Annotated in this window: 20 protein-coding genes and 1 pseudogene; all 21 read right to left on the bottom strand. The window is 43.6% G+C overall.

Annotated elements, in window-relative coordinates; genetic code table 11:
• Positions 1 to 40: 40 nt before the first annotated feature.
• Positions 41 to 2167, bottom strand: coding sequence for an ATP-dependent helicase (locus tag BBH88_RS15310; RefSeq protein ID WP_065536554.1), 2127 nt, complete (start codon positions 2165 to 2167; stop codon positions 41 to 43).
• A gap of 395 nt (positions 2168 to 2562) precedes the next feature.
• The gene (locus tag BBH88_RS15315) at positions 2563 to 3090 is read right to left on the bottom strand and encodes a YflT domain-containing protein (RefSeq protein WP_006829423.1); all 528 of its coding nucleotides are present in this window, start codon (positions 3088 to 3090) and stop codon (positions 2563 to 2565) included.
• Between the two features lie 63 nt (positions 3091 to 3153).
• Positions 3154 to 3354 (bottom strand): YwbE family protein, encoded by a 201-nt coding sequence (locus tag BBH88_RS15320; RefSeq protein ID WP_006829422.1) that lies wholly within the window; start codon positions 3352 to 3354, stop codon positions 3154 to 3156.
• 200 nt (positions 3355 to 3554) lie between these two features.
• Positions 3555 to 4631, bottom strand: a complete 1077-nt coding sequence (locus BBH88_RS15325) for a DUF2382 domain-containing protein (protein WP_065536553.1) — start codon at positions 4629 to 4631, stop codon at positions 3555 to 3557.
• A 123-nt stretch (positions 4632 to 4754) separates the two neighbouring features.
• Positions 4755 to 6803, bottom strand: coding sequence for a catalase (locus BBH88_RS15330; RefSeq protein WP_065536552.1), 2049 nt, complete (start codon positions 6801 to 6803; stop codon positions 4755 to 4757).
• A 124-nt stretch (positions 6804 to 6927) separates the two neighbouring features.
• Positions 6928 to 7899: a glutaminase gene (locus BBH88_RS15335; protein WP_065536551.1), complete on the bottom strand. Its 972-nt coding sequence runs from the start codon at positions 7897 to 7899 to the stop codon at positions 6928 to 6930.
• Positions 7900 to 8061: 162 nt separating this feature from the next.
• Positions 8062 to 8664, bottom strand: coding sequence for an alpha/beta hydrolase (locus BBH88_RS15340; protein ID WP_065536550.1), 603 nt, complete (start codon positions 8662 to 8664; stop codon positions 8062 to 8064).
• A 284-nt stretch (positions 8665 to 8948) separates the two neighbouring features.
• Positions 8949 to 10031, bottom strand: a pseudogene (gene hslO / locus BBH88_RS15345) (Hsp33 family molecular chaperone HslO); the annotation flags it as partial.
• Between the two features lie 64 nt (positions 10032 to 10095).
• On the bottom strand, positions 10096 to 10578 hold the full coding sequence (locus BBH88_RS15350; RefSeq protein ID WP_006829416.1) for an RrF2 family transcriptional regulator: 483 nt from the start codon (positions 10576 to 10578) through the stop codon (positions 10096 to 10098).
• A gap of 163 nt (positions 10579 to 10741) precedes the next feature.
• Entirely contained in the window at positions 10742 to 11275 is a 534-nt protein-coding gene (locus BBH88_RS15355; RefSeq protein ID WP_065536549.1) for a chromate transporter, read from the bottom strand.
• On the bottom strand, positions 11272 to 11838 hold the full coding sequence (locus BBH88_RS15360) for a chromate transporter (RefSeq protein ID WP_065537356.1): 567 nt from the start codon (positions 11836 to 11838) through the stop codon (positions 11272 to 11274). The genes BBH88_RS15355 and BBH88_RS15360 overlap by 4 nt, the downstream gene beginning before the upstream one ends.
• A 26-nt stretch (positions 11839 to 11864) precedes the next feature.
• On the bottom strand, positions 11865 to 13469 hold the full coding sequence (locus tag BBH88_RS15365; protein ID WP_065536548.1) for a gamma-glutamyltransferase family protein: 1605 nt from the start codon (positions 13467 to 13469) through the stop codon (positions 11865 to 11867).
• Positions 13470 to 13531: 62 nt separating this feature from the next.
• A complete protein-coding gene (locus tag BBH88_RS15370; protein ID WP_065536547.1) occupies positions 13532 to 14530 on the bottom strand; it encodes an ABC transporter ATP-binding protein in 999 nt (332 codons plus the stop codon).
• Complete coding sequence (locus BBH88_RS15375) at positions 14493 to 15509, bottom strand: ABC transporter ATP-binding protein (RefSeq protein WP_006829411.1); 1017 nt, start codon at positions 15507 to 15509, stop codon at positions 14493 to 14495. The genes BBH88_RS15370 and BBH88_RS15375 overlap by 38 nt, the downstream gene beginning before the upstream one ends.
• Positions 15510 to 15516: 7 nt before the next feature.
• Complete coding sequence (locus BBH88_RS15380) at positions 15517 to 17070, bottom strand: ABC transporter substrate-binding protein (RefSeq protein ID WP_083387797.1); 1554 nt, start codon at positions 17068 to 17070, stop codon at positions 15517 to 15519.
• A gap of 22 nt (positions 17071 to 17092) precedes the next feature.
• On the bottom strand, positions 17093 to 17980 hold the full coding sequence (locus BBH88_RS15385) for an ABC transporter permease (RefSeq protein WP_006829409.1): 888 nt from the start codon (positions 17978 to 17980) through the stop codon (positions 17093 to 17095).
• Between the two features lie 15 nt (positions 17981 to 17995).
• Entirely contained in the window at positions 17996 to 18937 is a 942-nt protein-coding gene (nikB, locus tag BBH88_RS15390; RefSeq protein WP_065536545.1) for a nickel ABC transporter permease, read from the bottom strand.
• A gap of 276 nt (positions 18938 to 19213) precedes the next feature.
• The gene (locus BBH88_RS15395) at positions 19214 to 19663 is read right to left on the bottom strand and encodes an Lrp/AsnC family transcriptional regulator (protein WP_065536544.1); all 450 of its coding nucleotides are present in this window, start codon (positions 19661 to 19663) and stop codon (positions 19214 to 19216) included.
• Between the two features lie 49 nt (positions 19664 to 19712).
• Positions 19713 to 20069, bottom strand: coding sequence for a GNAT family N-acetyltransferase (locus BBH88_RS15400; protein WP_006829406.1), 357 nt, complete (start codon positions 20067 to 20069; stop codon positions 19713 to 19715).
• 145 nt (positions 20070 to 20214) lie between these two features.
• The gene (locus BBH88_RS15405; RefSeq protein ID WP_065536543.1) at positions 20215 to 21063 is read right to left on the bottom strand and encodes a patatin-like phospholipase family protein; all 849 of its coding nucleotides are present in this window, start codon (positions 21061 to 21063) and stop codon (positions 20215 to 20217) included.
• Positions 21064 to 21107: 44 nt separating this feature from the next.
• Entirely contained in the window at positions 21108 to 21785 is a 678-nt protein-coding gene (locus BBH88_RS15410) for an SOS response-associated peptidase (RefSeq protein WP_065536542.1), read from the bottom strand.
• Positions 21786 to 21868 lie beyond the last annotated feature (83 nt).

Raw genomic sequence — 21868 nt, forward strand, 5'->3', positions numbered from 1 at the left:
ACGTTCTTCTGTATGGCACCTCTGTATTTTTACAGAGGTGCTACTCGATAATCTCCAGTAATCTATAACTCAAACAAATATCAATCATCAAGTCTTTCCGTTCTTTTGCGAATTGAATGGAAATCCGTTCCTTGTCTCGCTCAACAATTTCTCCTGTACCAAAAACCCGGTGGCGGACCTGAACCCCTTCGTGCAATGCCTCCTCCGAATCGATGGCATTTGGATTATTCGGTACCTTTACTTTGATGGGTGTTTTAGCCGCAGTCCGTTGCGGTTTGGTCTGACTTTTTTCAGGAGCAATCAGATTGCGCACTTCATTCGCAAAGCGAGATTCATTGCCATAGCTGATCAGCTCCAAATGGCTTTTCGCTCTTGTCATTCCGACATAGAACAAGCGGCGCGCTTCTTCCAAAGTATCTGGAGTTTCCGCATCTTCTTCAGTTGGAATAACACCTTCTACCAAATCAAGCATATAAACCCGTTCAAATTCCAGACCTTTAGAGCTGTGGAATGTCGATAAAGTCAACATGTCATCGGTTTTTTCTTTCTTTGCTTGTTGTGTTACTTGTTCCAGCTGTTTCAGGCGTTTTGCGAAAGCTGTCATAGATTCAAGCGGTTCCGCAATTTGTTCCAATGTTGCTAAAATCTGTGCCAAGTAGGTCATTTTCATGCCGAATTTCTCTGCGCGGCTCGCAAGCATTTGGTCATAGCCCATTTCTCCTCGGATCGTCCGGATGACTTTCAATGGTTTCATGCTGTTTAATGCTTGGAACCACTTTTTCTGTTCAGCTAAAATTTTTATTTGATAGTCTTTTAACGTGATCGTTAAATTAATTTTATCAAAAGCATGTTCACCGGTCGGATTCATGCGACTGAGCATTTTTAATTGACTGCCTGACCAATAGGCATTGGTTTTGGAAGCAACTTTCGAATATATATCAATGCGTTCGGGCTTCAAGCTGAAACGCATAAAATTTAACATGTCTTCTACAATCCAATGAGAGAAAAAGCGATTATCGGAATCTTTCATATAGAAGGGAATGCCTAGACGCTCAAGCTCACTCATCAATAAAGTTGAAGACGAATTATTGCGGTACAAAATGGCTACATCGCCATAATCAGTCAATTCCTTGAGCTCTTTCATGACGTATTTAAACTGCGCTTCTTCTGAGCTCAAGCGTTTTAAAACAATTGGATCGCCTTCTGGTTGCTTGGTGAACATATTTTTGTCATGCCGTTTTTTATTGGTTTTGATAAATTCGTTAGCTGTGTGAACAATGTTTTGAGAAGAGCGGTAATTGCGTTCCATTTTCATGATATAGGCGTCTGGATAAACGGTTCTAAACTTTAACAAATAAGTTGGTTCAGCAGCTCTCCACGTATAAATAGACTGATCGTCGTCAGCTACAACGCAAAGATTTTGGTGGCTGGCCACCAGCTTTTCCACAATGGCATGCTGAATCAGCGACGTGTCCTGACTCTCGTCTGTCATGACGTAATCCCAGCGTTCCTGGTACTTTGCTAACAATTTTCCGTCTTTCTCCAGCGCCTCGTAAGCCAGTGACAGCATGTCGTCAAAATCAACTAATCTTACGTCATAGTTCTCTTTGAAAGCTTCGTAAGTTTTCAAAATTTCGATCGCACCCGGAAACGGCTCCTTCAGTTTGGCCCATTGTTTTCGTGGCGACATTTTGTTTTTGACAAAACTGATGAATGAAATCAATTCCTCTAATTGATCATCCGTAATCGGCTCATCGTTTTCCGTTCGGTATATTTCCCGAAGCAGCTTTTTCTTGTGGAGACCATTTGTCTCACTGCCTTCTATCATGACGTAAGGCGATCCCGAAAAATAATCGCGCGTAATCTGGAAAGCTAAGCTATGAATGGTTGAAAAATCGACTGGCTGTAGAGAAGGGAAGAATCGCTTATAGCGCTGAAGCATGTCGTTGGCGGATGCTTTGCTGAACGTGATTGCTTTGATTCGCTTCGGCAGCACACCTTTCTCCTCAATCAGGTAACCGATGCGCATAATCATTGTCGTTGTTTTTCCGGATCCGGGGCAAGCTAGCAACAGTAGAGGGCCTTCTGTGCGTTCTACCGCTTTTCGCTGTATTTTATTTAGCTGAACTCCAAGTTCCTGCTTTTTTCTTTCAAAGAATTGGCTCATTATGAGGGGCTCCTTCATTTTTCAATATCCCTATATTAACACAAAAACGAACCCGTTTTAACGGGTTCGTTTTTATTCAAATCAATGAAAAAATCTTCTTTGGTATATTTTTTATCTTCATGGTCACACGGTTGCTTGCGCTTTTCTTTATTGTCCAGACTCCACCGGCTAGCTCTTTGGGTCATAAGTCAATCCAGCGACGCGGCAATGAACGCCGCTCTGCTGGTCTGCCTTATGCCCGGCAGAGCTGGACAGCCGCTTGCGCTTTTCTTTATTGTCCAGACTCCACCGGCTAGCTCTTTGGGTCATAAGGCAACCCAGCGACGCGGCAATGAACGCCGCTCTGCTGGTCTGCCTTATGCCCGGCAGAGCTGGACAGCCGCTTGCGCTTTTCTTTAAATAAAGTTTTTTTCGTCGGGCTTGCTAATTGGGTCTGCATTGCGTTTGTCTTTTCTGAATGCCGGATCTTCATAATGCCGCTCATCCAGTTCGACTGCTTTTTCTTCGCGTTCTTCTTCTATCGAACGCGGACCTTCCGACTCGAGATTGTCGTTTTGAATCGCCGTCTTTTCATCTTCTGGCAACTCAAACGCATCCTGTGAATCTTTGTTGACGTACAGCAATAGCATGCCATCCTGGACGTCCCGGTAATAGTGCTCAGACTCGTTTTCATCAATGCCCATATTCAAGAAGGTTTGATGAACTTTTTCATCACCAGTCAAAAATGTGGCGAATCGGTCGGCCCATCCGCCTTCGGATGCATGTGCTTCGATATCTGATTTACCTCTTACAAGCGACAATTGGTCATCTGACTTAGCCATGATATACATATCTTTTTCCAAATAGCCGTCTTTTTTTAACTCTTCGATTTTCTTAAGAGCACTTTCCTGTGAATCATAAGTTTCGATAAATGAATTTGGCATTATCATCTCTCCTTAAAGGGGGTTACTATATTTTACCCTTATGCAAGAGGCTCGAAACTCCGCCTATTTTCCGGAAAGAATCTCACAAACACGCCCAACCTGCCCATCTGCTAACCGTACTTTAATGCCATGTGGGTGGGTTGCTGAGTTTGTCAATAAGTCTTTGACAACGCCACGGGTTTTTTTCCCTGAACGTTGATCCTGCTTTAAAATCACATTTACTTCAATTCCTGGCTTCACGTCACTTCTTTTTTTACCGTCCATGCTTATCCCTCCTTGCTTTCTTCTACTATACGCTATTCTTTTCAGACAGACGCAAATTTTCAAATTCAAAAGCTAACAGAAAAGATAGCCACCTTATCTTCCGTTTAGCTTATCCACTTACTTTGCTAGAACTTTCGGTTGGCTTTTCTCCACGTAAAAAAGATGGGGATTGCTCCCCACCTCTCACTGTATTTTACCTACTATAAACGATCACGGTCTGTGCGGTTTTCACGGCTCAGCTTGTCGCCCTTCGAATTGGTATCTTTATCAATATCAGCTTCTTCGTGGCGAACAGTTTCATTAACAGTTTCTGTATCCTGCACTTTGCGCTTTCCAACAACAATTTCTTCAGCCACTACGTCTTTTTTCGTAACTTCGACGCGTTCTTCTGATACGGGAATGTGGATGTTTTCGCCTTCCTGATAAGCATCTCCAGTTAACCCAGAGTCCTTGTCAAAGGAATCTCCTGTAGTTTCTTCATTTACAGGACGGCGTTCTACATATACTTCTTCGCGTTCCACCGGTACTTCGATCGACTGATCTTCTTCTACTACATGTTTTCCAACATTAACTTCTCCGGTTTGTACACGCTCTTTGTCGACATTCAAGCGCTCTTCATGCAAACGAAGTTTTTCTTCATCAGTGTCTGTGCGGTTGACGTCATCATCCTTACGGTCTGTTCCAAGGCCAAAGCCCGTACCTGAATCTTTTCCAACATCAGCTGTTTCCGTGGTATCGGAACTGAACGTGTCGTCTTTTTTGTTGTAATAAATATCATTCTCAGCGTTTGTGTCCACCGTCAAGCCGTCTCTACCTACAGCCTCATCGTCCATATGGCTTCTGCTATTTCCTACTCCGGCAGCTCCAGTGACTCCAGCTGCGCCCATTGTACCTGCAGCATTACTAGTCGAATTATTATCATGCGGTGCTTCGCCATCGTAATTCGCACCATATTCACGATCTACAAATAATAAGATTTTGCCGTTTTGCACTTCGTTATAGTAACGGTCTGCTTCTGCGTCATCTACACCCATTCCGGAGAATGCTTCACGTGAAGATTCGTTCCCTGATAGGAAGCCCATGAACTTATCCATCCAGTTTCCTTCAGACGATTTATAATCTACATCTGTCCGGCCTCGTACCATAGAAATTTGATCTTTATCCCGTGCCATGACATACATATCATCTTCACTAGAACCTTGTGCTTTCATTTCTTCGATTTTTTTCAGTACTTCTGTTTCACTGTCAAACGTTCCCATAAATTTATTGTTAGCCATTTTTTATTCCTCCAATTTTTTATGCATATTTTCTTAAATGGTTGCTTGGTTTAAAAATACCCAGCATGCCTCTTCTTAAACATTTTGAACTTTCGGGATTTCATTTCCTGACTTTTTTGCTCTTTATTCTACTTGTCTATCCCAATGGCGGTGAGCCGTAATAGCTTCTAGGAATGACGATGTGAAGCTTGAGGCATCACCTGCGGCCACCACACCTGGCTGGCTTTCAATCCCAGCTGCTTCGATCCATTGCTGGCCATCATGCGTTGCACCGATCGGCTTATAATGGTCAAATGCTTCACCGATATAACGAGCTGCTTCTTTAGCGAATTTTTTGCTGACATCCGGTCCGCCAACAGCATAAATCGCATCATAAAGCACAGGATCAGTGGTGGTAAATGTGTGATCGACTTCAAGTTCTTTGCCCCTGGAGCCTTTCAGCTTGCCTTGCATTTCACTGACGACTTCATATTGCACGCCTTTTGCTTCGAGTCCTTCGAGAATCTCCAGCACTTCAGCATCGTTGAAGCCTTTATCTACCAACACCCCAACTTTACGCGTAGCTGGGGATTTCACAGTATTGTCCAAGCTCAGCGCGGGTGAGGCTTTCGTGATATCAGAACCACCGCTTGTCGGAGGAATTACGCCAATGTTTTTAGCCACTGCCTGTGCCATTTCCAAATTGACGTTGGTAAACATCTCGACAGCGCCTTCGCGAATCCACGTTTCCTGGCATTTTCCAAGCTCAAAACTGAAAGCCTCGATAATGTGCTTTCGTTCCGGTTCCGTCATGCTATTCCAGAACATAGTGGCTTGTGAGAAATGGTCTTTAAAGCTTTCGCTTCGGGCACGCACTTTGCGACCTTCCATTTTCTCTTGATAATGAGAATAGCCACCCTCAGCTTCGCTTACAGGAGCAGGCGTGCTGTTGGTAAATGAACTTTTCTGATAAGAAACCCGTCCTTTGTTGATTGATTGGCGACCAAAGCCGTCTCGCTGGTTATTATGGAACGGACACACTGGCCGGTTAATCGGCAGTTCGTGGAAATTCGGTCCATTCAAACGGAGCAGCTGTGTGTCGGTATAAGAAAACAGACGGCCCTGTAGCAAAGGATCATTTGAAAAATCGATTCCTGGTACGACATGCCCCGGGTGAAACGCTACTTGTTCTGTTTCCGCAAAGACATTGTCGACGTTGCGGTTCAAGGTCATCTTGCCGACCATCTGAATCGGAATCTCTTCCTGCGGCCATAATTTAGTCGCATCCAATAAGTCGAAGTCAAATTTATGCTCATCTTCCTCTGCAATGATCTGAACGCCTAACTCCCATTCCGGAAAATTTCCTTGGTCAATTGAATCGTATAGATCACGACGATTGAAATCCGGATCTTTTCCGGCAATCTTTTGAGCTTCGTCCCATACAAGCGAATGAGTACCAAGTGTCGACTTCCAGTTAAATTTAACGAAATGTGATTTACCTTCTGCATTGACGAAACGGAATGCATGAACGCCGAAGCCATCCATCATTCGGAAGCTGCGTGGAATTGCACGATCAGACATTAGCCACATCATCATATGTGCGGTTTCCTGGTTATTGATGACAAAATCCCATAAGGTATCGTGGGCACTTGCAGCCTGTGGCATTTCATTATGAGGCTCTGGTTTCACTGCATGAACAAAGTCGGGAAACTTAATGGCATCTTGAATAAAGAATACCGGCATATTATTTCCAACCAAATCATAATTTCCTTCTTCTGTATAAAACTTCGTGGAAAATCCTCGCGCATCTCTTACTGTTTCAGCAGAGCCCTTGGACCCGGCGACAGTAGAAAAACGGACAAATACTGGCGTCTTTTTGCTTTTCCCCGACAGGAATTTAGCTTTTGTTAAATGCTCTAATGAGCCATATGCTTCAAATACACCATGTGCAGCATAGCCTCTGGCGTGGACAACTCGCTCCGGAATACGTTCATGGTCAAAATGAGTCATTTTTTCCCTAAAATGGAAATCCTCCAACAAAGTGGAACCACGCTCTCCAGCTTTTAATGAAAATTCATCTTCAGCCATTTTCAGTCCTTGGTTGGTCGTTAGGCTTTTTCCAGAATCATCTACCCGGTACTGCTCTAATTGTTCATCTTTGCTGTTTTCATGCACTTTGGGTTCTTTTGCCATTTTGCCACTCCTTCTGTTTTTTCATTCTTTCTCCTATTACCCTGTCTTCTTTAAAAAAACACATCTGGGTCCGCCTTATTCATGAAAAAAACCCGCCGGCTACTTAAAGCCTGCGGGGGGTAGATTAAAAAATACTTAAATCCCATTCTTTCGAAATTTGACGCAGCATCATCGTGCCTGCCGCACTGTTTCCTTGCACATCAATGGCGGGTCCGTAGACGCCAATGCCCGCTCCTGCTCGGAATTCATAGGTCTGCGAATGGAGTTTTGGTGGAACAGCAGCCATGATGCCGCCCGACACGCCACTTTTTGCTGGAATTCCCACGTGTGCCGCGAAATTTCCGGATGAATTGTACATGCCGCATGTCACCATGAGAACTTTTGCAACCTGTGCAATTTCTTCTGAAAAATGCTTTACCTTTGTAATTGGGTTGAATCCATCATATGCAATGATCAAACCGATCAATGCCAAATCCCTCGTACTCACTTTTATGGCGCATTGCCGGATGTAAATGTCCAGGGCTTCCTCTACTTCAATTTCCAGGAATTTTGCTTCTTTTAAATAATAAGCAAGTGCTCTATTGCGGTGCGAAGATTGCCATTCCGAATCATACACTTCCTTATCGAGCTCAAGCGGATGGCCCACCAGCTCTTCCAGAAAATGTAACAAAAACTCGTATTTCTTCTGGCCGGTCTGCCCTGGCAGCAAAGCCGAGATGGTAATCGCTCCTGCATTGATAAAGGGATTGAACGGCTTGTTCGGCCGGTGGATTTCAAACGGAATAATCGAGTTGAATGCTTCCCCGGTTGGCTCCACATCCACACGTTCCAACACAAATTCCAAGCCATAATGGCAGCTCAATGCGATGAATGTCAGCGCTTTTGAAATACTCTGCAAGGTAAACTCCTTATCCGTGTCTCCTGCGCAATAATAATTCCCGTCATCATCGACCATACAAATTCCGAGCTGGCTCGGATCTTCTTTTCCTAGCGCCGGTATGTATTGCGCGGTCGTTCCCAATACGGCATGTCCTTTATTATCTTCAACCCAAGCCTCTAGCTGCTCTTGAATACGCGAAGTGCTTTGCACTAACATCCCTCCTCAAGTCACTTTTCTCTTATCATGAATGAAACCCATTGCCTTTGTCAAAAGCTCACGTCCTTTATATAAAAAAATCTTCGCAATAAAAGATCTTCCAATCCATCTTACTGTTAAGTCGAAATAAAAAACCTCCCCAACTTTAGGGAAGGTTCATTTCTATAGCTTGTCATACCAGTCTTTAGCTGCTTCTACTTCTGGCATGGTCAATTGATGACCAAAGTCTTCCCAATGCAATTCCACTTTAGCACCGGCCCCTTTCAACAACTTTTCAAGATCTGTCGATTCTTCTGCCGGGCAGATCGGGTCGTTGGTGCCTGCTGCGATGAATACCAGAACGTCTGTTAAATCAGGTAAATCCGCATCACGGTTTGGCACCATTGGATGATGCAGGCTTGCCCCTTTTAACGCATCTGAATAGGTGAACAGCAAGTTAGCGGCAATATTGGCGCCATTCGAATAACCGATCGCAATGACATTTCCGCGGTCAAAGCCGTGCTCCTCAGCTGCCTGTCCAATAAATTCATGCAGCTCTTCTGTACGAAACTTCAGATCTTCCATATCAAAAACACCTTCTGATAAACGCTTGAAAAAGCGCGGCATGCCGTTTTCGGATACGTTTCCGCGAACACTCAAGACAGATGCCTCCGGGTCTATATGAGCGGCGATGGCTAATAGGTCGTTTTCATTTCCGCCTGTACCATGGAGCATAAGGAAAGTTGGTTTGGCAGGATTGGTACCTTGCTGAAAAATATGTTTCATTATTAACAACCTCCAGTTGTAGTGTAGATAATTTAGCTGTTCCAAACCGCTTTGAGCATAGCTCGCGCAAGGAAGACAGGCAAAAACACTCCTGTCTTCCTGCTTTGCTTAGCCCGTGGATGCGCCTACGCTAAGTAAATTTTTCTATTTAATTAAGCTGTGCTTACAGTTCTTTCTTTAGTCGAAAAAACTTATCTCGAATTCAAGATAATAATAACATAGATTTTCTATTGTTCCAAAAGAAAAGGTCCAAGGCATGGCTATGCATGGACCTGTTGGTAGTCTTATGACTGTGGATTCAGCATATCTTCCAGATTTTCTTTTGAGAACAAGTAGTTTTCATTGCAGAAATGGCATTGTGCTTCTGCTTTGCCATCTGTAACGATCATGTCTTCAATTTCAGCAGCGCCGAGACTTTGGATGGCTCTGGAAATACGGTCTCTGGAGCATTGGCATTGAAACTGGACGGGCATTTCATCAAGTACCTTAACATTGCCGCTGCCCAACACCTCAGTTAAGATATCTTCCGGCGTCAATCCTTGTCGAACCATATTTGAAATGGTCGGAATGACTTTCAAACGCTCTTCAATATCCGTAATGATCTGTTCTTCAGTTCCTGGTAACAATTGAATGATAAATCCACCTGAAGCTTGAATGGTGTTATCGGGATTAACGATAACACCAACACCTACAGAAGAAGGGATTTGCTCGGATGTAGTAATGTAATGAGTAAAATCGTCCCCTAATTCACCGGATACTAACGGAACCTGCCCGACAAATGGCTGAAGCAATCCGATGTCTTTGGATACCGATAATGTTCCCTCCGTACCGACAGCTCTTCTGACATCAAGCTTGCCTTGCTCGTTTAAATCAAAATGAGTTAACGGGTTTGTTACATAGCCCCGGACTTCGCCTTTAGCATTGGCATCCACTAGGATCGTTCCAATCGGACCTCCCCCGTTGATGCGGATTGTCAATTTTTCTTCACCTTTCATCATGGCACCAAGCATGACGCTGGCTGTCATTGAACGGCCAAGCGCCGCCGATGCAGTCGGCCACGTGTAATGGCGTCGCTGAGCTTCTCCTACAGTTTCTGTTGTTCGTGCAGCGTATGCGCGCACTTGCCCATCATAGGCCAAAGCTCTCACTAAATAATCGTTCATTTTGTTCTTCCTTTCTATTTTGAACTCTCTATGATTAAATGATTTTTTTGTTCGTACTTTGTCAGGAGTCACATTGTCACCAAGTGGATCAATGACCGTCATACTGGTAACAGTGGATTCTACTTGACCACGGATTGAGCGCAAATAGTCTTCGCGCAATACTTGTTGCTCTACCTTCTCCGCATTGGTTAATCCTTCTCCGCGTACTTTTTGGCTAACTGATTAATGCGCGGCAAAATATCGATCATTCTAGTTCCTCTTTTCGTTTTTACCCGATCCGCTTTTGAGAAAGCCAATCGGTCAACTTTTCTGTTTTTTCCTGGAAACGCTCTTCTTTCATTTTCTCAGAAAGACAAGCAATCGTTTGTTGTTCCAGTCGAACACGCCAGGCATTCTCTGCCTCGACCATTAAATCTGTCAGTAGGCAGCACCGTTCAGGCTCCTCAAGCTCCAACAGATCTCCTAACACACCACTTGGTGAATAAAGCGATTGCTGGCCTTCAATTGCCACATATATATCCAAAACGCTAATATCTTCAGATTTCCTATTCAATTTAAAGCCACCTTTAACACCTGGTACAGAAGTGATCAAGCCTGAACTGACCAGTTTTCTTAAGAGCTTCTGAAAATACGTCGGGGAAGTCCCCAGTTGCTGGCTGATGGCTTCACCCGGAAGTACTGCTTTGTCCGGTAGCATGTTCAATAGAAGAATGGCGTACACCGATTGTTCTACGCCTGGTTTCATGTGCATCCAAATCAACCTCTTTCAATTACGGATAAAGTTTATCCTCGTTATCTACATTATAAGGTATTGAATTAAAAGTAAATAATAACGCCTGAGCTTTTTACGACAGCAAAAAGCCACCCACAATCGGATGGCTTGGTTTACTTACTACTACTCTCCCGACACAAAATTAAATCATTCCCGACACAGCACCATAACCGAGCGCCATTAAAATAACAAATGCCGGGTGGACTTTTCTGATTTCCAATAGCCAATAACTGACCAAAATCAGCATGACTGTCTGCACGGTTCCTGATGTATCGATAGAAGTCATGAAAAACTGAAGTGTCATGGCACCAAGCAAAACGGCGATGACCGGGCGAACGAGCTTTGTGATGTTTTTGACTTTCGGCGAATCCTTGTATTTCAAAAGAGTCACCATCAAAACAACCATCAGAATAAGAGACGGCGCCACTGAAGCGAATAAAGCGACAACTGACCCCAGTATTCCGCCTTCCATATAGCCGATGTATCCTGCCATTTTTGTTGCAATTGGGCCTGGCAGCGCGTTACCTAAAGCCAAGACTTCCCCAAATTCCTGAGTTGTCATCCAGCCATAGCGGTCCACCACTTCTTTTTCCACAAGTGGAATCGAAGCAGGTCCCCCTCCATAACCCAAAATTCCCGGGATAAAAAATGCCAAAAAGATGGACCAATAAATCATTTTGACCCCACCTCTTTCTTAAAGGAAGTTAAGGAAAGTATCAGAACCCCTAATATGACGATTGCGGGATGGATATTCAAAAATTCCAACAGAATGATAGCGATGGCTGTAAACAGGATAGCGCGGCCGATTCCCAGAGCCTTGCCTGATTTCTGAAAAAAGTCCCACGTCATGACTGCCAGCATAACGCCAACGACTGGCACCACTGCAGCCGACATGCTGTTGACCCATTCAAGATCTTTGTATTTTTGTAAAATCCCTAAAAGGATGATCATCAGTACTACTGTTGGAACAACTGAAGCAGCCAATGCCACAAGGCAGCCGATTATCCCATTGACACGGTAACCGATATACCCTGCCATTTTCGTGGCAATCGGACCTGGCATGGTATTTCCCAATGCTAAAGTGTCCCCAAACTCGTCTTCTGTCATCCATTTGTAGTTGATAACGGCTTCGCGATGAAAAAGTGGGATAGCGGCAGGTCCACCGCCGAACCCAAGAAGGCCTACGCGGAAAAATGCTGAAAAAATATCCTTATTGATTTTCAGTCCGGAACGCTCCACTTGCTCCTCCCCCACTTTCTTGGCGCCTACCAAACAGCTACCGCGCCGTCTGTACGCGATTCGGTACCTCCAGCCAATACGCCTGTCTCGGGATTGCGCCAAATGATCTGTCCTCTTCCGAAACTGCCGCCATCTGTCGCGACTTGAATTTGGTGGCCTTTACGGGCTAAAGCTTGTGCTAGGTAATTCGGGAAGTTAGGTTCCACAAGTATGGTTTTTCCTTCCATCCACTGCCATCTCGGTGCATCGAGTGCGGCTTGGGGATTCATTAAATAGTCAATGGTATTAGTAACCACCTGAAAATGGCCCTGCGGCTGCATATATCCGCCCATCACACCAAAAGGACCGACTGCCTTTCCATTTTTCGTAAGAAATCCTGGGATGATGGTGTGAAAAGTTCTTTTTCCTCCTGCCAAAATATTTGGGTGTTCTGGATCCAAAGAGAAATCTGCCCCGCGGTTTTGCAGTCCAATACCCGTATCCGGAATGACGATTCCTGAGCCAAAGCCCATGTAATTACTTTGGATATAAGAAACCATATTGCCTTCTTCATCTGCTGTAGACAAGTAAACCGTACCGCCTTTAGGTAATTCGTAAGGCACCGGATTAGAAGCGATTTCGCCAATAGTTTTAGCGCGAGCTGCGGCATATTCTTGAGACAATAGATGCTCCGTGCTGACAGGCATATTTTCGGGCTCTGTAATAAATGCTTTGCCATCTGTAAATGCCAGTTTCATCGCTTCAATCTGTTCGTGGAAAGTCTCTGCAGACTGCCATTTCGGTTGGCCCAGCTCTTTGAAAATATTTAAAGCCATAAGTGCGACCATTCCTTGTCCATTCGGTGGAATTTCCCATACTTCATAGCCACGATATTCTGATGAAACCGGTTCAACCCATTCGGGCTCAAATGCTTCCAGGTCTTTTTTAGATAGAAATCCATTATGTTTTTTCATGAAGGCATCGATTTTATCCGCAATCGTCCCTTCATAGAAAGACCGTGCATCAGTTTGCCCGATTTCAATCAAAGTACTGGCATGGCCAGGGGACGACCACATTTCGCCGATTTCAGGTGCCCGGCCGTTGGGCGCAAAGGTATCAAACCAGCCTTGGTATTCTTCGCCGGTAAATGAAGTTTTGTATTTTGAATAAGCAGCTTTCCAATATTTCCCGAGAATCGGTGTTAGTGGGTATCCTTCTTCCGCATAGCGGATTGCGGGCTTTAAAGCATCTGCAAGTGATAATTTGCCAAATTTCTTCGATAACTCTGCCCATGCAGCCGGTACTCCTGGTACTGTTACAGGCACTAAGCCGAATGTAGGCATTTTTTCGAAACCAAGCGCTTTGACCGCTTCTGGAGAAATACTTTTCGGTGCAGGGCCAGAACTGTTCAAGCCATGCAGCTTGTCTTTGACCCAGACCAAAGCGAAGGCATCTCCCCCAATGCCATTCGAAGTTGGCTCGACAACGGTCAATGCCGCAGCGGTGGCAATAGCGGCATCGATGGCATTTCCGCCATTTTGCATAACTTCAATGCCAGCTTGTGCCGCTAATGGTTGAGACGTGGCCACCATTCCTTTTTTTGAAAATACTGTATGGCGCTGTGATGTAAATGGATTGTTTAAATAGTCCATGAATATTCCTCCTGTCAGAATAAAAGCCGGATACGGAAACACTTCCCGCATTCGGCTTATTGTTATCCGGCAAAATGGCAAGCTGCAAAATGATCTTTTTCATGTTCAATAAATGCAGGTTTATCCACTTTGCATATTTCCTGTGCGATGGGACAGCGAGTATGGAAAGGACAGCCCGAAGGCGGATTTGCCGGATTTGGCATATCCCCTACTAAACGTACACGATCCTTTTTAGCGTTTACTGTCGGTCTTGGAATAGCTGACAATAATGCCTGAGTATAAGGATGGAGCGGATTCTTAAAGATACTGGAAACATCGCTCATCTCTACTACATTCCCCAAATACATGACCAGTACACGGTCGCAGAAATAACGAACCACCCCTAAATCGTGTGAAATGAATAAATAAGAAAGATTGTACTTTTCCTGCAATGTTTTCAAAAGCTTCAATATTTGTGCCTGTACGGAAACATCCAGCGCTGAAACGGCTTCATCGCAAATGATGAATTGTGGATTTAAAGCAATTGCCCGCGCAATCCCAATACGTTGCCGCTGCCCACCGCTGAATTCGTGGGGATACCGGTCGTAATGCTCTGGTTTCAATCCCACTTCCTTTAATAAATCCTCCACTGCGTCTCTTCTTTCCTGCAAAGGCATATTGGTATGCATTTTAAATACTTCATCCAATGCATGTCCAATTCGCTGGCGAGGATTCAAAGAGGCGTAGGGATCTTGAAAAATCATCTGCATTTCTTTAACAAACTTCTTCTTCTCTTTTCGCTTTAAATCTTGAATCTCCTGCTTATTGAAGAAAATTTTTCCATCCGTTAGTTCTTCCAGTCCTAAAATCGTTCTGCCCAGAGTCGATTTACCGCATCCTGATTCTCCGACAACTCCAAGACTTTCCCCTTTATAGAGCTTTAGGGAAACGGATTCTACCGCTTTGACATTTCCTTTTACCCGTTTTAATATACCGGCTTTAATGGGAAAATACTTTTTTACTCCGTCTAATTCCAATAAAATATCAGACTTTAAGAATAGTTTTTCTTTGATTGTCGTCAACCGGTTCCACCTCCTTGTCTACCAGCCAACAGCTCGCATAGTGTCCTTTTCCTGCATTAAATTCTGGAGGCACGTCTGTTTTGCATTTATCCATGGCGAACTTGCAACGGGGATGGAAGCGACAGCCCGTTATTTTTTCATTCAAACCTGGCATATTCCCTGGAATTGGCTCTAGTTCAAACTCCGGATCGTCCACATTCGGCACTGAATTCAATAAACCAATTGTATAGGGATGCTGAGGATTTTCAAAAATTTCACGTACGGGTCCTTCTTCTATTTTTTTACCGGCATACATGACCATGACCCGATCAGCAACTTCTGCCACAACGCCCATATCGTGAGTAATCATCAAGACACCCATATTCAATTTATCCTTCAGGTCTTTTATCAAATCTAAAATTTGCGCCTGAATCGTCACGTCCAATGCTGTTGTTGGTTCATCTGCGATCAATAGACTTGGATGGCAGGCGAGTGCCATAGCAATCATGACACGCTGCCTCATTCCTCCACTGAGTTCATGTGGATACTGGTTCAAGCGCTTTTCAGCATTAGGAAGACCCACTTGCCTGAGCAATTCAATGCTTTGGTTATTTGCCTCGGCCTTTGACAATTTGTGATGCAAAAACAGCGGCTCCCGCAATTGGTAACCGATGGTCAGCACCGGATTCAAAGCAGTCATAGGCTCCTGAAAAATCATTGACATTTTATTACCTCTGAGCTGACGCATCTGCTCATTGGAAAGTCTTTGAAGAGACTCACCACTTAACTGAATCTCTCCGTTTTCAATCGTTCCATTTGAAGGCAATAGACGCATGACGGACAAGGAAGTAATACTTTTTCCACATCCTGATTCTCCGACTATACACAAGGTTTCTCCTTTATCTACATGAAAAGAGACATTTCTGACCGCTTGTAATGAGCCTTCTGCTGTGCGAAACGACGTCACTAAATTTTTCACTTCAAGTAATGTCTCTGCCATATTCACCCTACTCTCTTGTTACATTTTGTAAGAACCATTGGCCGTTAGGGTCTAATTGAAGACCTTGGATCGATTGATCTGTAGCAGCAGTCACTACGCCGTGGTACATGACAATGGCTGCATCTTCATCGAGCATCAATTGATTCGCTTCTGCCAGATAGCTTTTACGTTCTTGCTGGTCAACTGTAGTACGGGATGCTTCAACAAGTTTGTCAAATTCAGGATTGCTGTATTGCGCACGGTTTGAAGCACCGATGTTATCAGAATGGAAGTTCGGATAGAACATTTCAGAACCGTCACTTGTTACATTAGACCAGCTCAAGAATGTCAGATCATATTCACCTGCACGAGCTGTATCAAGGAAAGTTGCCCATTCCATTGTTTCAATTTCTACATTGAATCCAGCTTCCGTCAATTGGGCTTGTACGATTTCAGCCATCAGGATAAAGTTGTCTCGATTGGCAGCGAGTAATTTGATTGGCTCATCACCAAATCCATTTTCTTCCACCAATTGTTTAGCCGCTTCCGGATCGTAGGCGGTTCCGCCGTTGTCTGCTGATTCTTCATAACCGAACACTTGCGGTCCAAGAATACTGTCGCTTCTAACACCCAATCCATTTAGTTTTTCAACGAAAGCATCGCGATCAATTGCGCTCGCCACCGCTTTTCGGAAATCTGGGTTCTGATTACGTTCTTCCGAATGATTGAATGTCAGGTAATAAACTGGTGTCCCCTCTTTTTTCGTCACTTCCACGTTTTCTAAAGATTCAACACGTGATAATTGTTCTGACGGCAAGGCATCGATAAAATTCACTTCACCGGTTTGCAGCATAGAAATAGCCGTTGAAATTTCAGGTACCACTTTGTATGTCACTCTATCCAAATCTGGAGCTCCGTCCCAGTAATCTTCATTTTTTTCCAATACAATTTGATCTCCCTGATTCCAGCTAGCAAATTTGAAAGGCCCTGTGCCTACAGGCTCTTGCATCAAGTCCTGTGCTTCATCAGCAGTAGGAGAAATAATCGCTGCATTCGAGTGGGACAATGCAGCTAATAAAGGTCCGTACGGGTATTTTGTTTTTATTTCTACAGTTGTTTCGTCAATTGCTGTGACGGTATCAATCGGTTCTAGCAAAGAAGCACGGGGTGCTGCAGTAGCCGGATCTATCAATTTTTCAAATGTATATTTTACTGCTTCGGCATTAAATGGTGTGCCATCTTGAAATTCAATGCCTTCTTTCAACTTGATGACCCATGTCAGCTCATCTGTATTTTCATAGGATTCAGCTAATTTCGGTTCAAGTTCCATTGTTTCAGGATTACGCTCAAACAAATTTTCATAAATCTGTGACATGACACTCGAAGATACCGAATCGTTCGTCAAGATCGGAGACAGTCCCACGGCGTCTGTTGTAGAAGCGTAAATTACTTCCTGCTCTACAGCTTCTGAAGAAGTTGTACCTTCTCCGCTCGTCGTACCTTCCGGAATTGTGCTTTCCGAGCATGCACTTAAAATCAGTAATCCAATTAATGTTACTAAAAGCAACCATTGTTTCTTCATCAATATATTCCCCCTATATGTTTTATTGTTGTAAATCCATATTTGGATCAAGCGCGTCCCGAAGGCCATCGCCTAATACATTAAAAGCAAAAACAGTCAGCATAATAGCAATCCCCGGAACGATGGTCAAATGCGGTGATGACCACATGAAATCCTGTCCCTGCGAGATCATCGCCCCCCATTCAGGTGTCGGCGGCTGGGCACCGAGGCCTAAATAACTGAGAGCGGCTGTTGATAAGATCGCTGTAGCCATCCGCATGGTAGCAAAAACGATAATCGGAGCCGAAGCGTTCGGCAAAATATGACGTACCATAATACGAAGATCAGAGGCCCCCATTGAACGCATTGCCATAATGTATTCTTTTTCTTTTATCGACAATACGGATCCCCTGACAATACGGGCGCAGGTAGGTATCGACCAGATACTAATTGCAATTGCTACATTTACTAGGCTTGTGCCAAGAATTGCAATGATCAGCATAGCCAGCAAAATCCCTGGAAATGAAAACAGCAGATCTACAAATCGCATGATGATAGCATCCATTTTCCGATAATAGCCTGCCAGCATTCCGAGTATAATGCCACCGACAAGTCCCAAAACTACAGCAACACTTCCCACAACAAGGGAAATCCTTGCCCCGTAGACAATTCGGCTCCAAACGTCTCGTCCATAATTATCTGTCCCCAACCAATGTCCTTCACTGAAAACCGGCATTTGACTGCTTGCTAAATTTTGTCTGATGGGGTCATGGATGGTAATGAACGGCGCAAATATTGCGATTAAAATCTGCAGAATGACAATAATCAGTCCGACAATAGCTAGTTTATTTTTAAACAATCGCCGGATAGTTGTAATATAATATTTTTCTCTTTTTTTAGGTTTCGACTCAATAGTTTCGGCCGTTGTCATGGCTCCCTCTCCTCTCTACTCGTATTTGATGCGTGGATCAATATACGTATAAACGATATCCACGATTAAATTCACTACTACAAACAAGGTTGCTACGAGTAAAACGGAACCTTGCACCATCGGGAAATCCCGGGCTGCAATTGCATCAATCATTAAACGCCCGACACCGTTAATGGCAAATACTTTCTCAGTAATGATTGTGCCACCGAGCAAGAAACCGAAATTCAATCCAATTACTGTGATGATTGGAATCATGGCATTTTTCAAAGTATGGATCCATATTACATTTTTTTCTTTAACACCTTTTGCCCGTGCAGTCCGAACATAATCTGCACGAATTACTTCCAGCATGGAAGATCTGGTCATCCGTGCAATCATAGCTGCAGAACCTGTCCCAAGAGTGATTGCCGGCAAAATTAATTCTTTAATGCCATCAATTGTATAAAAAGGATTCGACATTCCGCCAACCGGCAGCCACTGAAGATTTACAGCAAACACCAAAATCAACAAAGCACCCAGCCAGAAGTTAGGAATCGATATACCAGCTAATGCAAAGGTGGTTGCAGAGATATCCAGCCAAGAATTTTGTTTCAATGCGGAGATCAACCCAGTAATAACTCCGATAATTATTGCCACAATCATACTGGCAATTGCTAATTTCAAGGTATTAGGAAACCGAATCATAATCGCATTTGCTACTGGTTGAGTAGTTTGATAAGAATATCCAAAGTCTCCCTGGACTGCGTTCCCTACATATCTTGCATATTGAGTAAGAAAGGGATCATTCAATCCGAGATTATCTCGAATCGCTGTAATATCTGATTCTGTAGCTGTTGGTCCCCCAATAACAGCAGCCGGATCTCCCGGAGCAATGTACATTGAAGAAAACACAAGAAATGAAATACCGAACAACAAGAACAGCAATTGCAAAGCTCGGCGTATTATTAAAGCGATCAATTTTATCCCCCCTGATCATTTGTTAAGCATTTATTCGAATTTACTTACCAAAAGTATATAATTTGATAATTCCGATTATAGATCATTCTAAAATATAAATCTACTCTTTTTTTCCGAAAATACTATTTTTTTATTATTTCACTTACGTAAAGTCAGTATATATATATATTTCCTAACTTTTTGTATATTTTCCACTCATGAAAACTAACTATCGGTTGGCATACAACCAGTTGAATCATCAAAAAAAGCCTTACAGCTTTTTTTAGCTGTAGGCTTTTATAGTTTCATACCCGTGCGGCTCTTAAAGCGCCGGAGAAGGATATGGCTTTCAACTCTGGTTATTCCTTCAAGGGCATAGAGTTCTTCATTAATGAATTTTTCGAGATCGGTAAAATCATCTACCAGTACATGCATGTGAAGAGTGGATGGACCTGTCATCTGATAACAGCTGGCAACACTCGGGTTATCCGCCAAGGCTTGAGCCACTTCTACCAGTGAAGCAGGCTCGCAATCTACTTCGAAAAAACCAGAGACTTTTTTACCGACTTTTTCACTATTGATCACCACTGTAAAACTTTCGATGACTCCTGTTTCCGTTAACTGGTGAACTCTCTCACGAATGGCCACACGGGATAGATTTAACTCTTTGCCAATATCCACATATGAAATTCGGCCATTTGCAGTCAATAACGCTAATATCTTTCGATCAATATCATCTAATCTCATGAATACACCTCAAGCTTTTATTTTAGAATCTGGTTATATATTTTTCCCCTTAATTGCTCAAACTGTATTGGGTACAGTGGATGCCGGGAGCCACTTCTATTAAGCGCTGTTCCTGGAAGCCGTAGGCCGTATAAAGGGCAATTGCCGGTTTATTTGCGGTGCCGGTGCTAACTACGAACTCGTAGCCTTTATAATGCTCGAGCAAATATTCCACCAGCCGCTTGCCAATGCCTTTACGAAAATAGGTCGGGCTAACTACCAGCCGGTGAATAGCTAAGATGCCTTCATCGATTTGAAATGATATGACCCCCTGCAACTGCTCTTCACTATAACCAGCAAACGTTTCAGTGCTTTTCTGAATTTCAGAGACTTTTTCATAAAGTTGTGGAATTCCGTCAAAGCCCATCAACTGAGCTTCTACCCGATAGGCAGCCTGCTGGATTTGCTGAATTTCTTTGGCGATTTGTTTGTCCTGATGATTTAACTTAACTATTATAATTTATCACCTCACCTTAACTTTACCACGATGCGATTCCTGAAGTTCACAAAACTTATTTCTGTAGAAAATCAAGCAGTTCATCAAATCTGGCCGTGACATCTCGATAGCCTTGATTGTACAAGGTTTCCAGCTTCATCGGATCCCGTTCTATCCCTTTGATTTTATACAGGTCTATCGGTCTTATCACCATAGCTAGACCTTGATTTTCCAATTGTTCGATAAACTCCATCGTGTCATTATAATACAGATGCCGGTTCTCCATTGTTTTTGCGATAGTTGGATACTGCTTAACAAATGCGGGTAGGATTCTGGCAAACCTACTTCTTTTTTTTCGATAGCCTTTTTCTCTTGTTAGAACAATTATCGGCTTTGTTACACCATCTGATAGCGCTTTACGGATAGGAAGTGGGTCTGCAATACTGCCGTCCATTAAGTACTTACCGTCAAATTCCACCGGGTGCGACATCAAGGGAAGAGAACTTGAAGCTCTGACAATTGCCAGCATGTCTTCCGGCCGATTTGGCTTTTCAAAATAAACCGCTCCTCCTGTCAGACAATCCGTCGCACCCACTACAAACTCTTCTGTCGCATCATTAAAACGGTCATAATCGAAAGGCACCAGGCTGTTCGGGATTTCATCAAAGATCAGGTCCATCCCAAAGAGCTCCCGCTTTACCAGAAAATTCTTAACTGAGATATATTCCGGATGGTTGACATAGCCGATGGTCACTTCCCGATTACGGCCGTTTTGTCTGGAAATATAGGAAGACGCATGGCAGGCTCCTGCTGAAACCCCTATTACATAATCGACGAAAATCCCTTCTTCTAATAGCTTTTCAAGAACGCCACCGGTATAAACTCCGCGCATGCCACCGCCCTCCAATACCAGTCCGCTCTTCATATTAATCCCCCTAGGCTGGTTGAATCAGTTAGGGCCCGGCTGATTCAACCGACTTTTTCAATCAATTCCGGTTTATTATTTTTTGGCGAATTGACTTCTTCAGATACTTGGTAAGCTTCCATATCTTCCGCTTTATAAGGTTTCAGCAGACCTTTTAATGTATCAACATCATCCATATCGGGATCTAGCCAAATTTTCTCTCCTTCTTTTGTTAGGATAACGGGCATCCGGTCATGAATTGATTTCATCAAAGCGTTTGGACCCGTCGTCAATATGGAACAACTATTGATGGTTTGGCCATCCGGAGATTTCCACGATTCCCAGAGGGCAGCAAAAGCGAAAGGTTCTCCCGTTTTCAATTTGATGCGTATTGGAATTTTTTCTCCGTTTTTTCGCTGCCATTCATAAAAAGAGTCCGCTACCACCAAACAGCGCTTCTTTTTGAAGGCATTACGGAAGCTGGGTTTTTCTGCCGCTGTCTCCGATCGGGCATTAATCATCTTATAGCCAACTTTTGCGTCTTTGGCCCATGGAGGAATCAGTCCCCATTTGAGCTTGCCCAGCCGGTTTTTGTCCCCGTCATTTACAATCGCCACTACCTGCTGGGAAGGGGCGACATTATAGCTGGCTGAATAGTCATCTTCATTAAACGCTGTTTCTTCAATATGGAAGCGTTCGATTAAAACCGTATAGTCGGCAAGCAATGAATATCTTCCGCACAACTTCGATCACTCCTTTCGCTACTGGTTAACAACCCTAAATATAACAGATAATTCTAACTTCTTCTGACTTATTGTCTTTACCT

Source organism: Planococcus antarcticus DSM 14505 (genome assembly GCF_001687565.2).
In the GTDB taxonomy this organism is placed as follows: domain Bacteria; phylum Bacillota; class Bacilli; order Bacillales_A; family Planococcaceae; genus Planococcus; species Planococcus antarcticus.

What these genes read in the sequence shown, in the direction of transcription:
- BBH88_RS15310 (WP_065536554.1), bottom strand. Translation starts at nt 2,167, where the DNA reads ATGAGCCAATTCTTTGAAAGAAAAAAGCAGGAACTTGGAGTTCAGCTA.
- BBH88_RS15315 (WP_006829423.1), bottom strand. Translation starts at nt 3,090, where the DNA reads ATGCCAAATTCATTTATCGAAACTTATGATTCACAGGAAAGTGCTCTT.
- BBH88_RS15320 (WP_006829422.1), bottom strand. Translation starts at nt 3,354, where the DNA reads ATGGACGGTAAAAAAAGAAGTGACGTGAAGCCAGGAATTGAAGTAAAT.
- BBH88_RS15325 (WP_065536553.1), bottom strand. Translation starts at nt 4,631, where the DNA reads ATGGCTAACAATAAATTTATGGGAACGTTTGACAGTGAAACAGAAGTA.
- BBH88_RS15330 (WP_065536552.1), bottom strand. Translation starts at nt 6,803, where the DNA reads ATGGCAAAAGAACCCAAAGTGCATGAAAACAGCAAAGATGAACAATTA.
- BBH88_RS15335 (WP_065536551.1), bottom strand. Translation starts at nt 7,899, where the DNA reads ATGTTAGTGCAAAGCACTTCGCGTATTCAAGAGCAGCTAGAGGCTTGG.
- BBH88_RS15340 (WP_065536550.1), bottom strand. Translation starts at nt 8,664, where the DNA reads ATGAAACATATTTTTCAGCAAGGTACCAATCCTGCCAAACCAACTTTC.
- BBH88_RS15350 (WP_006829416.1), bottom strand. Translation starts at nt 10,578, where the DNA reads ATGCACATGAAACCAGGCGTAGAACAATCGGTGTACGCCATTCTTCTA.
- BBH88_RS15355 (WP_065536549.1), bottom strand. Translation starts at nt 11,275, where the DNA reads ATGATTTATTGGTCCATCTTTTTGGCATTTTTTATCCCGGGAATTTTG.
- BBH88_RS15365 (WP_065536548.1), bottom strand. Translation starts at nt 13,469, where the DNA reads ATGGACTATTTAAACAATCCATTTACATCACAGCGCCATACAGTATTT.
- BBH88_RS15375 (WP_006829411.1), bottom strand. Translation starts at nt 15,509, where the DNA reads ATGGCAGAGACATTACTTGAAGTGAAAAATTTAGTGACGTCGTTTCGC.
- BBH88_RS15380 (WP_083387797.1), bottom strand. Translation starts at nt 17,070, where the DNA reads ATGAAGAAACAATGGTTGCTTTTAGTAACATTAATTGGATTACTGATT.
- BBH88_RS15385 (WP_006829409.1), bottom strand. Translation starts at nt 17,980, where the DNA reads ATGACAACGGCCGAAACTATTGAGTCGAAACCTAAAAAAAGAGAAAAA.
- BBH88_RS15395 (WP_065536544.1), bottom strand. Translation starts at nt 19,663, where the DNA reads ATGAGATTAGATGATATTGATCGAAAGATATTAGCGTTATTGACTGCA.
- BBH88_RS15400 (WP_006829406.1), bottom strand. Translation starts at nt 20,069, where the DNA reads ATGGGCTTTGACGGAATTCCACAACTTTATGAAAAAGTCTCTGAAATT.
- BBH88_RS15405 (WP_065536543.1), bottom strand. Translation starts at nt 21,063, where the DNA reads ATGAAGAGCGGACTGGTATTGGAGGGCGGTGGCATGCGCGGAGTTTAT.